At 63.3% G+C, this 12,931-nt stretch carries 8 protein-coding genes; 5 read left to right on the top strand and 3 right to left on the bottom strand.

Annotated elements, in window-relative coordinates; all coding sequences use genetic code 11:
• Positions 1-73: 73 nt before the first annotated feature.
• The 3 genes from BLU39_RS02620 (at position 74) to BLU39_RS02610 (ending at position 5,124) form a co-directional block, all read left to right on the top strand.
• On the top strand, positions 74-1,327 hold the full coding sequence (locus BLU39_RS02620) for a TerD family protein (RefSeq protein WP_092709270.1): 1,254 nt from the start codon (positions 74-76) through the stop codon (positions 1,325-1,327).
• Positions 1,328-1,336: 9 nt separating this feature from the next.
• The gene (locus BLU39_RS02615; protein WP_092709267.1) at positions 1,337-2,662 is read left to right on the top strand and encodes a VWA domain-containing protein; all 1,326 of its coding nucleotides are present in this window, start codon (positions 1,337-1,339) and stop codon (positions 2,660-2,662) included.
• Positions 2,663-2,844: 182 nt separating this feature from the next.
• Positions 2,845-5,124, top strand: a complete 2,280-nt coding sequence (locus BLU39_RS02610) for an outer membrane beta-barrel family protein (RefSeq protein ID WP_092709263.1) — start codon at positions 2,845-2,847, stop codon at positions 5,122-5,124.
• Here BLU39_RS02610 and BLU39_RS02605 read toward each other — a convergent pair.
• Complete coding sequence (locus BLU39_RS02605; protein WP_092709261.1) at positions 5,121-6,161, bottom strand: SMI1/KNR4 family protein; 1,041 nt, start codon at positions 6,159-6,161, stop codon at positions 5,121-5,123. The two genes, BLU39_RS02610 and BLU39_RS02605, sit on opposite strands and share 4 nt — an antisense overlap.
• Positions 6,161-7,135: a thymidylate synthase gene (locus tag BLU39_RS02600; RefSeq protein WP_034755526.1), complete on the bottom strand. Its 975-nt coding sequence runs from the start codon at positions 7,133-7,135 to the stop codon at positions 6,161-6,163. The genes BLU39_RS02605 and BLU39_RS02600 overlap by 1 nt, the downstream gene beginning before the upstream one ends.
• A 157-nt stretch (positions 7,136-7,292) precedes the next feature.
• On the opposite strand from BLU39_RS02600, the gene BLU39_RS02595 reads away from it, so the two are divergent.
• Both BLU39_RS02595 and BLU39_RS02590 read left to right on the top strand, forming a co-directional pair.
• On the top strand, positions 7,293-10,055 hold the full coding sequence (locus tag BLU39_RS02595) for a bifunctional diguanylate cyclase/phosphodiesterase (RefSeq protein WP_092709258.1): 2,763 nt from the start codon (positions 7,293-7,295) through the stop codon (positions 10,053-10,055).
• Between the two features lie 197 nt (positions 10,056-10,252).
• Entirely contained in the window at positions 10,253-11,695 is a 1,443-nt protein-coding gene (locus BLU39_RS02590) for an OmpP1/FadL family transporter (protein WP_092709255.1), read from the top strand.
• A 140-nt stretch (positions 11,696-11,835) separates the two neighbouring features.
• Here BLU39_RS02590 and BLU39_RS02585 read toward each other — a convergent pair whose 3' ends face one another.
• Positions 11,836-12,927, bottom strand: coding sequence for a threonine aldolase family protein (locus tag BLU39_RS02585; RefSeq protein ID WP_092709252.1), 1,092 nt, complete (start codon positions 12,925-12,927; stop codon positions 11,836-11,838).
• Between the last annotated feature and the right edge of the window lie 4 nt (positions 12,928-12,931).

Below are 12,931 nucleotides of genomic sequence, written 5' to 3'. Positions count from 1 at the left end.
CCAGTTGTTTGCGTAAATGTACCGGGTGGCACCGCCGCCCGGTTCTGTCTCTCCCATCTTTCTCCCTGACTCCATGGAAAACCTGATCAAGGGGCAGCGCCTGGCGCTGTCCGGCCTCGTCACGGGCAATATCGTGCAACTGGGCCTGGCCAGCGCCGGCGTGGCGCTGGATTTTGCCTGTTTCGGCCTCGACGTCAGCGGCAAATTGTCCGACGACCGCTACATGACCTTCTTCAACCAGCCGCGCACGCCATGCGGCGGCGTGGAAACTTCGGCGCCGTCCGGCGACGCGGCCGGTTTCAGCTACCAGCTTGACCGTTTGCCTGCCTCGATTGAGCGCCTGGTCGTCACGGCCGCCATCGATGGCGACGCCACGATGGCGCAGCTGGGCAGCGGCCATCTGCGGCTGCTCGACGGCGGGAGAGAATTGGCCCGCTACACGTATGCGGGCGCCGATTTTGCGCAGGAAAGAGCCGTCATGCTGGGCGAGTTCTACCGCAAGGACGGCGGCTGGCGCTTCATGGCCGTGGGCCAGGGTTTCAATGGCGGCCTCGACGCCCTGGTTGCCCATTTCGGCGGTGTAGTGGCGCAGGCGGCAGCGGAAGCGGCGCCGCCACCCAAGATTTCCCTGTCCAAAATCTCGCTCACCAAGGCGGGCCAGACGCACAAGGTGTCGCTGGAAAAGGGCGCGGGGGCGCCGAAAAAACTCACCGTCAAGGCCAGCTGGGTCGATAACGGCGATGGCGACGACGACAACGACGACCTCGATTTAAGAGTCGGCATCCTCTTGCCGAACGGCCAGATGCGCTTCATCCAGGCACCGGACACGGCAGGCAGCTTCGACGCCATGCCCTATGTGCGCCACCTGGGCGACGTGGCGGGCGTGGCGGGCAAGGAGCCGGCCACGGAAACGGTGGAAGTCAATCCCGCGCTGGCGCAGCATTACGGCGGCACGGTGGGCCTCGTCTTCAGCGTGTATTCGGCGGTGGCCAATGGCGCCGTCTCGGTCGCGTCCATGCGGCCGAAGATGGTCATGCAATATGGCGAGCAGATCGTCGAGTGCGCATTCGACTTCCGCCTGTCCAAGGCAGCCGACGACGACACCGTCTATACCTATGTGATCGGCATGGCGCGCGTCACGCCCGACAGCATCATCCTCGAACCGTCCGGCAAGACGTCGGAGCCGGGCAGCGAGGCGACACCGTGGCTGAGCTGGCAGGGCGACAGCCTGCAGCTGGCCTTCAACGGTCCCGTCGTCTTCAAGGGCGAGGACAAGGAAGACGAGGATGACTGCAATGCGGACAATCCGCGCCGCTACATCGCCTAGGAGACACTGATGGAAACCTTGTCCAAGGGACAGCGCTTGCCGCTGGCCAATCTCGTTCCCGACGGCGTGCTGCAGGTCGGCGTGGCCGCGCAGGGGCTGGCGCTCGACGTGGCCTGTTTCGGCCTCGATGCGGCCGGCAAATTGTCCGACGAACGCTACATGACTTTTTTCAACCAGCCGCGCACGCCGTGCGGCGGCGTGGAAGCGCGTGCCGGCAGCGGGGGCGATGTGGCCGAGTTTGCCTTGCAACTGGCGCGCTTGCCGGCCGGCATAGACCGCCTCGTCGTGACGGCGTCCATCGATGGCGGTGGCGTGATGTCGCAGCTGCAGTCTGGCCACGTGCGCCTGCAGGCGGGCGGACGCGAACTGGCCCGCTTTGCCTTTGCAGGCAGTGATTTCGCACAGGAAAAAGCCGTCATGCTGGCAGAGATCTACCGCAAGGATGGCGGCTGGCGCTGCATGGCCGTGGGACAAGGTTTCAATGGCGGACTCGATGCGCTGGTGCGCCATTTCGGCGGCGAAGTCGAGCAGAGCGCCCCGACGGCGGCTTCGGCCGTCATGCAGGCGAAGATCAACCTGGAAAAGCGCGTGGAACGCGAAGCGCCGCAACTGGTCAGCCTCGTCAAGCAGGCGGGCGTGTCCCTGCAAAAAGTGGGGCTGCTTGATCACCGCGCCAAGGTGTGTCTGTGCCTCGATATTTCCGGCTCCATGGGGCGGCTGTATAAAGAGGGGCTGGTGCAGCGCTTTGCCGAGCGCATCCTGGCCCTGGGCTGCAAGTTCGATGACGATGGCGAGATCGACGTTTTCCTGTTCGGCAAGAACGTCCACCATCCGGCGCCCATGGCCTTGAGCAACTGCAATACCTACGTGGGCCAGGCCATACAGCGCCATCCGCTCGAAGGCGATACGCGTTATGGCGCCGCCATGCAGGCAATCCGCGCGTTTTATTTTCCCGACAAGGCCGGCGGCGAGCGCACGCGGCCCGTCGCGGCCGAGCTGCCCGTCTACGTGATGTTCGTCACCGATGGCGGCACGAGCGACCAGGCAACGACGGAGAAGCAGCTGCGCTGGGCCAGCAATGAAGCCATCTTCTGGCAATTCATGGGCATCGGCAAGGGACGCAAATCGAAAAGCAAGTTCCTCGCCGCCTTTGCCGATTCCGACTTCCCGTTTCTGGAAAAGCTCGACGAATTGCAGGGACGCCTGGTCGACAACGCCAATTACTTTTCCGTCAGCTCGCCCGACGAGCACAGCGACGCGGAGCTGTATGACTTGTTGATGACGGAATATCCGGGTTGGCTGAAGCTGGCGCGCGGCAAGGGCTTGCTGCGGTAACGGTCATCGGATGAGGCTGTAATGCCACAAGCGCAAGAGATTTGTAAATTGAAGTAAATAACAATGGTTCGCATTTGCTTTGCGTAATGGAGTCGTGGCATGCTGGAACTGTGCCCACACATGTGCCCTCACGCCGCGGCGTAGCGCCTCATCCGTAGCGTCTCCATTATTTTTTTAAGCAAATGCACAAACTCTTTTTTCATTGCCTGGCGGGTAGCAGCCTGCTCGTCTCCGGCACCGCTGTCCAGGCGCAAACTGTCCCTGGCGATACCGTCGTCAAACCCGCGCCAGCATCGGCCAAGGCGCCGGCCGCCGACGCGCCGCCTTCCGTCAGCGTGACGGCCGAGCGTCCCACGGGCCGTATCGACCGGCAAGTCTACGACGTCAAGTCCGACGTGGGCAGCAGCAACGGCACGGCGGCCGATGCGCTCAACAATGTGCCGTCCGTGGCCGTCGATCCCGATGGTTCCGTGTCCCTGCGCGGCAGCAGCAATGTGCAGATATTGATCGATGGCAAGCCGTCGGCCATGCTGCAGGGCGATGCGCGCGGCGCCACCCTGAACGCCATGGCGGCCGACGACATCGAATCCGTGGAAGTGATCAACAATCCCGGCGCCCAGTTCGGCAATGAAGCCGGTGGCGGCCCTATCCTGAACCTGGTCATGCGCCGCAACCGCAAGCCGGGCGGCTTTGCCACCGTCAACGCAAATGCGGGCATCGCGGGGCGCTACAACAGTTCCGTGTCCGGCAGCTACAACGAAGGTCCGTGGGGCTACCAGGGCGGCATCAATGTACGCCACGACGGCCGCAATTCCGTGGGCGAGGTCAGCCGCGAGCGCCTGGAACGCGGCACGGGAGCATTCGCCCCCAGCAGCCAGCAATCCACCAACAACGGCTTGAACGACTCGCTGGGCTTGCACGGCACCGTCAATTACAACCTGAACGCCACTGACACCCTGGCCGCCAGCGTGTCGTATAACGGCCGCAGCAACGACCAGCGTTCGCTTGACCGCTACATCAATGGCGACAGCACGGGCAGCACCATCGGCGACTATGTGCGCAGCACCGTGCGCAATGGCGACAGCCGCAACACCAGCTGGGGCGCGCGCTACGACCACAAGGGCGAATTGCCGGGCGAAACCCTCAAGATCGACTTGCGCGTGTCCTCGTCGACCAACGAGAGCGACAGCGATTACGCCAATACCTACGCGGTGGCGCCCGTCAACGTCTTCGACAGCCGCGCGCGCCAGCACAGCGAGACGGGCAACCGCATCGTCGACTTCAGCGGCGACTACGAGCGCCCGCTGGCGGGCGGCACGGCCAAGCTCGGCTACAAGGTGGCCGACAACAAGAGCAGTTTCGACACCTTATATACGGACATCAATCCGGCCAGCCTGGCGGAAATCGTCAATCCCATGCGCAGCAACCGCTTCGAACTCGACGAGCGCACCATCGCGCTGTACGGCTCCTACCAGATGCGTCTGACAGAGCGCTGGGGCGCGCTGGCCGGCTTGCGCGCCGAATACACGGACTTGAACGTGCGCCAGATCACCAGCAATGTCGAGGCCGGCAACAACTACGTCAACTACATTCCCAGCCTGTTCGCCACTTATAAAGTTAGCGACGAGAGCAATGTGCGCTTCAGCTATGCGCACCGCATCCGCCGCCCGAATGCGGGCGACCTGAACCCTTACGTGATCTATCGCGACGAATTCAATGTGTCGGCCGGCAACCCGAAGCTGAAACCCACGCAGACGGATTCCTTCGAGATCGGTTATGAAACGAAGATCGCGGGCCTGGAAAGCAGCTTGCGCGCCTACCACCGGCGCGACACGGACGCCATCGTCGATTACCGCTACTTTATCAGCGACAATGTGCTCCTGACCACGCGCCAGAACGGCGAAGGCAGCCATTCGAGCGGCCTGGAGTTCAGCGTCAGCGGCAAGCTCACGCCATCCTTGACATTGAACACGAGCGGCAACCTGGCGCGCAGCCAGCAGACGAGTTCCGACGACCTGGGCAAGCTCAGCACGCGCACGGCGAATGCCCTGAGCGGACGCGCGCGCCTCAATTACCAGTTCGATGCGGCCAACCAGTTGCAGCTGGCCCTGCAAATGCAGGGCAAGATGCTGTCGGGACAGGGCTACCGCTCGCCCAACAATACCTTGAATGTGAGCTGGCGCCATACGGTGACACCGCAGCTGAGCCTGGTCATGAATGTGACGGATGTATTCAGCAGCAACAAGATGGAAACCGTCATCAACAGCGCATCCCTGCGCGAGACGAGCACGCGGCGCTTCGACGGACGCATGATTTATGTGGGGCTGTCGTACCGCCTGGGCGGCGCCACGTCGGCGGCGAAAGAGGGCGAACGCGAACCGCGCTTCGGTCCGCCGGGCGGACGCGGACCAGGTGGCCCTGGCGGACCCGGCCCGGGGGGGCCGGGAGGCGACCCGGGCTAGGCCGCTGCCGCGATCTCGTTCAGGAAATCGACAAAGCTGTCCGCATGGCGCTCGAAGTGCCATGCGCCCATGCCATGCTCGGCCGTATAGACGGGCGCGTCGCCATCGCTGATGGCAGCCAGGTCCAGGCAATACGGATCGGCGCCCGCGTCAGCGATCACCAGGTAGTGTTCCGGCCACTCGGCGATGGCTTCCTGCGTGACGGGGTTCCACGCGTAGCCGTGCTGCGCCTTGAGCAGTTCGGCAGCACCGTACACATTCAAACCCTGGAAATAGTCCGCATGCGCGATGTGCACGCGGATGGGCGAGTAGCAAACCAGAAAACGCTGATAGTTCCGCGGCAAGGCCCAGCGCGCATCGATCTGCCCCAGGTCGGCCGGGTCGGCGATGGCCAGCCAGTTCGACGGCCGCGCCAGGTCCTGCTGGCGCCGGCGTTGTGCCGCCAGTTTCTTCTCCAGCCGCGCGGCCGCTTTTTCCAGCGCGGATTGCGGCGCCGCCAGCGAAGGATGCGTGGCAGGTGCCGCGAAGCCGTGGCCATCGGGGTAGCCGTCCGCCTGCCAGGCCAGCACTTCGGCCAGGCGCAGCTGCTCCGCCTTCCAGTGGCCGGGATCGAGCATCAAGCCCCGGTCGAACGGCTGGCCGCTAACGATGGCCAGGCCCTTGATGGCCTTGGCGCGCGCGCTGAGCTTGGCATCTTCCCTGGCGGCGAGCGCCACCAGCGAGCCATAGGCGGCCTTGCCCATGCTCTTGAACATGCCATCGACGGCCCAGTAGCTGAGCTCGGGCACGTCCAGGCAGGCGGTAAAGAAGTCGCCGCACTCGCCGGGCTCGGCCAGCGCGATGATGTCCGTCATCAGAAAGGTGCGCCAATGCAGCAGCTGGCCTTCTTTGGCATACGCGATGAAAATGTCGCGCACGGCGCAGCGCTCGTCAGCCCCGTGCTTTTTCAGCAGCCGGTCTTTCAGGCGGGCGAATTTGTTGCCATCGGTTTCGTCAAACAGCTTGCGGTGCAGCGCTGCCAGTGGTGCGACGGCCATCAGACGGCCATCGCCGCCTTGATCGGCGCATGGTGTTCATAGCCTTCCAGCGAGAAATCCGACGGCTCGATCTTTTCCAGCCATTCCGGCTCGTACTTGCCCGTCTTGGCGTAATCGGGCACGCGGTCGGAAATGACGAAGCGCGGCGCCGGGAACGGCGTGCGCTTCAGTTGCTCTTCCACCATGTCGAGGTGGTTTTCATAGATGTGCGCGTCGCCGATGAAATAGGTGAACCAGCGCGGCGTGTAGCCCGTCAGGCGTGCCACCAGGTGCAGCAGGGCCGCGCCTTCGGCGATGTTGAATGGCGTGCCCAGGCCGATATCGTTGCTGCGTACATATAAGCACAGCGAGATTTCGCGCGTGCTGGCATTCGGGATGAACTGGTACAGCAAGTGGCAGGCGGGCAGGGCGACGGCGTCCAGCACGGCCGGGTTCCAGCCGTGGAACAGGATGCGGCGGCTGCCGGGATTGGTCATGATGGTGTCCAGGCATTCACGCAGCTGGTCGACGGCCTTGTACAGCAGTACTTTTTGCACGCCGTCTTCGACGATCGGGGCAACCAAGGTAAAACCGTTCGCTTGCGCGTCGGCGATCTGCGCGGGCTGGGCGGCGTCCAGCAGTTTATAGGCGGGCCATTGGCGCCATTGCACGCCGTACACGGGGCCGAGGTCATCCTCGCCTTCGCGGTAGGGGTTGGCCAGCCATTGCGCGTTTTCATTGGCGTTCTGGTCCCATACCTTACAGCCCAGCGCGCGGAATTCGGCCGCGTTGCGCGAGGCGCGCAGGAAGGCGCACAGTTCGCCGATCACGGATTTGAAAGCCAGTTTCTTGGTCGTCACGGCAGGGAAGTTGCCGTTGGCCAAGTCAAAACGCATCATGGCGCCCGGCACGCTCAGGGTGCGGATGCCCGTGCGATTGTCTTGCCAGCTGCCCGTTTCGAGCACGGTCTTGATCAAATCTTGATATTGCTGCATGTATTTCTCCAACGGTAAGGATGGTGATTGTAACGCAGGCGCGACAGGCGGGCTGTGGGCCACGCACATAATTACGCTGTCGCCTCACCTGCAAACATGACTCTGTGGTAATTTGTGTGTCCTTAAAGAAATACACAGAAACGGCAGATGCTGGACGATGTTCTTGCGACAATTTATAAATAATAATAACGGCGCCGTGGTGGAGATGAGCAGGGCCGATTTTCTCAAGGCCAACTTGCGCCTGATCCTCGCCTGGCCCTTGCTGGGACTGGTGCTGTGCGCCGTGCTGTGGACGGCCACCTTGCTGCAACTGGAAGCGGAAAAGAAGGTGGCGCAGCAGCAGGCGCTCGACAGCGTGTCTTCGCTGTCGAAGGCGTATGGCCAGTATCTGCTGCGCACGCTCGAGCAGATGGACCAGCTGACCTTGCAGCTCAAGTATGAGTGGGAAAATTCGCGCGGCCAGCTGCGTCTCGATCAATTGAAGATGCAGGGCATGTATGCCTTGCCGCAATTTGCCATCGTCGCCATCCTCGACCGCAAGGGCCATCCCGTCACGGCCACGGCGCCGCTGCAGCGTCTGCGGGTCAACGAACGCAGCGATTTCCTGCTGCGCCACTGGCGCAGCAATTCCAGCGCCCTGCGCATCGCGCTGGGGAGGGCCAATGCGGCCAACGCGGACGATGCGGCCACGGCGCCCGGTACCGACGAAAGCCTCGTGCATTTCACGCGCCGGCTGGAAGACGAGGACGGCAATTTCGATGGCGTGCTGCTCATCTCCATCCACTCCAGCTATTTTTCCGAATTCTACGACAGCGTCAACTTCGGCAAGCTTGGCATGTCCGCCATGGTGGGCGAGGAGGGCGAGCTGTTCAGCATGCGCCTCGGTTCGCGCGTCCTGCCCGTCCATGGCGGCCGGGGCACGCCCTTCCTCGACACGAGCTTCCTGGAAACGGAGAGCGGCGCCCTGCATTCGGGCGGCCGGGTTGCTTTTTCCGACAAGCAAAGCCGCTACGTGGGCTGGCAGGCGCTGAAAGCCTATCCGTTTACGGCCGTGGTGGGCCTGTCGGATGGCGAAATGCTGCATCCCTACGAGGAAACGCGCACCATCTATATCGGCATCGCCCTGGCCGTCACCATGCTGTTGCTGGCCTTTGCCGCCATCGCCACCATGCTGTCGCTGCGCCTGGCGTGGCGCCACCACCAGTCCGAAGGCGTGCGCAACGCCTACCGCATGGCCACCGAAGGCACGAACGACGGCTTTTATATCATTGCCGCCCTGCGCGGTCTGGACGGCAGCATCCTCGATTTCGAGATGGTCGATTGCAACGAGCCGGGCGCCGGCTACTTTGGCGTGCGGCGCGAACAATTGCTGGGCATGCGGCTGCAGTCGCGTGCCCATGAGCCGTATTTCCGCGACCTGATCCATAATTACCGGGCCGCCATGGTTTCCGGTTTTTCCGAGGAAGAGATCGAACTGCCGGAAGGCAACCCCTTCAAGCTGCGCTGGATACGCCGGCGCGTTGTGCGCAGCGGCGACCGCCTGGCCGTCACCCTGCAAGACATCAGCACGGCCAAGGAGCACGAGCGCGACTTGCGCCGCCTGGCCAATGAAGATGGCTTGACGGGCTTGCCCAACCGCTACTGGCTGCAGCAATTCCTGCCAGGCGCCCTGGGGCGCGCCGCCATCGCGCGCCACATGCTGGCGCTGCTGTTCATCGACCTCGACGGCTTCAAGGATATCAACGACACGCAGGGCCACGCCGAGGGCGACAAGGTGCTGCGCGCCGCCTCCCTGCGTCTGAAGGCGGTGCTGCGGCCGGGCGACCACGTGGTGCGCCTGGGCGGTGACGAATTCGTCGTCGTGCTCGACCCCGTGGAGGACGACAGCCGCGCCGAGCAGGTGGCGCAGCGCATCGCCATCGCCTTCGACGAACCGTTTTACCTGGGCAGCGAGCGGCACAAGATGGGCGCCTCGATCGGCATCAGCCTGTATCCGCGCGATGGCGCCGAAACGGAAGTGCTGCTGAAGAATGCCGACATCGCCATGTATGCCGTCAAGGTGGCGGGCAAGGGCCACCACCGTTTCTTCCAGCCCGAATTGTTCGAAACCATCCGCAACCGCCGCGAACTCGAGCAAAGCCTGGTGGCGGCGTTGGAGCAGGACCAGTTCCTCGTCGTCTACCAGCCACGGGTGGACGCCATGAGCGGGCAGCTGTGCAGCATGGAGGCGCTCGTGCGCTGGCACCATCCGCAGCATGGCATGGTGCCGCCCCTGGAATTCATCCCCGTGGCCGAGAGCAGCGGCCTGATTTCGCAGCTGGGCGAAGTCGTCATCGAAAAGGTGTGCCTGCAGATGGCGCGCTGGCAGGCGAGCGGACTGGAACTGGTGCCCGTATCGATCAACGTGTCGGCGCGCCAGTTCGGCCGTGGCGACGTGCACCAGGTGCTGGCATCCGCGCTGGCGCGCCACCGTATCGATGCGCGCCTGATCGAGGTGGAAATCACGGAATCGGCCATGATGGATGAACAGAACCGCGCCGTGGAGCAGCTGTCGGCCATCCGCGCGCTGGGCGTGCGCCTGCTGGTCGACGATTTCGGCACCGGTTATTCTTCGCTGTCGCAGCTGCAGAAGTTCGCCATGGATGGCTTGAAGATCGACCGCGCCTTCACCATGGAGCTGGGCCGCTCGGAGCAGGGCGAAGTGTTCGTGCGCGCCATCCTGTCGATGGCCCATGCGCTGGGCATGAGCGTGGTGGCCGAAGGCGTGGAGACGCGCGAGCAGCTCGACATCCTGCGCGCGCTGCAATGCAATGAAGTGCAGGGCTATTTCATCTCGCGTCCCGTGCCTGCCGAACAGATGCTGGCGCTGATGCATCAGCGCTTTCTGATACCGCTTCCAGCCCCTGCGCTGGCCCTGTAGAACGCCGTATTCAGCGAGAAAAACAACGCTGTTTCATAAAAAGAGCGAACGTTCGCTTTTTTCTAAAAAATATTATATGCTTCGCTCATGCCGTCAGTGAATTGGAGTTCACGGCGGCAAGAAAAGCGCAAGACGGGGCAGCTTGAGACGCCCGCGACAGTATGCCGAAGACCTTCATATAATAAAGAGAGACTAAATTGAAACATAAATATCTGCCCCTCCTGATCGTTGCCGCGTTCGCCGGCATCTCTTCCACCGCACAAGCGTCGGGCTACCGTTTCGGCTCGCAAAGCGTTTCCGCCCAGGGCACGGCCGATGCCAGCGGTGCCGAAGCGGGCGACGCATCGACCATTTTCTACAACCCGGCCGGCATGTCGCGCCTGGAAGGCACGCAGTTCGTCGGCGGCGGCACCCTCGTTGTTCCCCACTCGACCTACGCGGATTCGGGCTCGAAGCCTTTCTTCCCGGGCAATCGCACGCCTTACGCGGCAACCAAGGATTACGCGCCGGACGCCGTGTTCGCGCCTGCGCTGTACGCCAGCAAGAAAATCAATGATCAATGGACCGTGGGCGCTGGCCTGTTCGTGCCGTATGGCGCCAAGCTCGACTACGGCAATGACTGGTTTGGCCGCTACGCGATCACCAACATCAAGCTCGAAGCCATCGCCCTGAATCCTTCCGTATCGTTCAAGCTGGACCAGCACCACTCGTTCGGTTTCGGCGTGACGGCCGAATACATGAAGGCGGAACTGGGCCAGGGCGTGGACGTGCCGGGTTCGGTCGCCTACCTGGGCAAGTTCGCGCCTGGCGCATCGCAGGCCTTCCTGGCCAATATCGCCAAGACCCAGGGCCTGGCCGCGGCGCAAGCTGCCGGCGCCGCGCTGCAGGGCCCGATCAAGGATGGTCACGCCTCGATGGATGGCCACGACTGGGGCTTCGGCTTCAACCTGGGCTATCTGTACCAGCTGAACGAAGGCACGCGTTTCGGTATCGCTTACCGTTCGTCGATTTCGCACAAGCTCAAGGGCAGCACCATCTGGGACTTCTCGCAAGTGACGAGCAATCCCGCCGTGAACGCCTTCATCGCCAAGGCGTCGAACAAGGTCAATTCGGAAGCGCTGGTGGAATTGCGCACGCCGGAAACCCTGTCGGTCAACGCCTTCCATCAGATGGATGATAAATGGGCCTTGATGGGCGACGTCACCTGGACCCGCACTTCGCGCCTGCAGAACCTGGACATCCAGTTCCCGCCGACGGCCGAAGGCGCCGAACGCATCCGCCAGCATTGGAAAGACACCTACCGCGTCTCGCTGGGTACCAACTACAAGTACAGCGAAAGCCTGATGCTGCGCGCCGGTATCGCCCACGACCAGGCGCCAGTACGCAGCGCCGAACTGCGCCACCCGGCGCTGCCGGACAGCGACCGCATGCAGTACTCGATCGGCGCGAACTGGAAGCTGAACGCCAATTCCTCGATCGACCTGGCCTACAGCTATATAGACTTCAAGGATGCTGAAGTCAACTACAAGAATGACTGCTCGCCAGTGATGGCTGGCTGCACCGGCAACGGTGAAACCACCAAGGGCCTGTTCAAGACCCGCATGCAGTTGATCGGTCTCGCTTACAACTACAAGTTCTAAGCAGGTAGTGGCGGCCGACCCGGCCGCCATGAAATGAAAAAAGCGCCTTCGGGCGCTTTTTTTGGTCACGACTGTGGTGTTGTCGGCTTACGCGCTGCGCGCTAAGCCGACCTACCCCGACCTACGTCGACCTACGTTGTTCAGGCTTTGATGCGCATGGCCTGGTCCAGCAGGGTCAAGGCCAGCCGCACGGTGTCGTCGGGCAGGTCCAGCAAGTTATCTCCCACATACCATTCCACCACGCTGTGCCCGGGCAGGGCGGCGTGGCTGGCGCGGCCGAACAGCCAGATGCCGTGATCTTGCGCCACCTGGTTGCGGATGGCGATGGCCCGTTCGCGCGAGACGGGCAAGTGCAGGTGCAGCATGTTGGCTTGCGGGGCGGCGGGATTGACGGCAATCGCCGGGAAGTCGCGCAGCAGCGCGTACAGCCACTGCGTGCGCGCGAAATAGCGCGGCATGGCGGCCACGCGCGCGTCGAACTGCATGGCGGCGGCCACCACGTAGGGCGTGCGGTGCACGATGTTGCCGCCCTGGCGGCGGAACCATTCGCGCGCCCGTTCGACAAAGGGACGGCTGCCGGCCAGCATGGCGCCACCGAGGCCGCCGATGCCCTTGTACAGCGACACGTAGACGGAGTCAAAGCCGCCGCAGATGGCGGGCAGGGACTGGTCGAAACCGGCTTGCGCTTCCCACAGGCGCGCGCCATCCATGTGCAGATGGATATTGTGTTCGCGGCAGTGCCGCTTGATGCCGTTCAATTCATCCCATGACGGGCACTGGCCGCCGATCTCGCGCATCGGCAGTTCAACCTGCGCGGCGCCCAGCGCATCGGGCACCGCGCGCAAGTCGTCCACCGTCCACGGACGGTGCGGGTCGCCCAGTATCAAGCCCTTGAAGTGGTCGAGCAATTCATGGTTGCCCCGCTCGTGGCGCAGGATGTGCGAAGTCGGGTGCAGGGCCACCAGGCGCGAACCGCGGTCCTGGCAGGCCAGGCGCAGGGCCGTCACTTGCGTCATCGTGCCCGTGATGCAGAATACGGCCGCCTCGAAACCGAGCAGGCTGGCGATCTTGTTCTCGAACTGTTCGATCAGCGCGCCTTCGCCGTAGGTATCGTGCGCAACAGCGTTGGCGTCGCACCAGGCGGCCATGGCGGCGAAGGTGGCCGCTGGCGTCGGCTGGCGGTGGCCGGGCAGGACGGTGTGGCAGCGCTGGCGCAGTTCAAGCTCGTTCACGGTG

Source organism: Janthinobacterium sp. OK676, assembly GCF_900103595.1.
GTDB lineage: Bacteria > Pseudomonadota > Gammaproteobacteria > Burkholderiales > Burkholderiaceae_D > Janthinobacterium.
The sequence above is the reverse complement of the archived record's forward strand: the minus strand, read 5'-3'. Positions and strand labels throughout refer to the sequence as shown.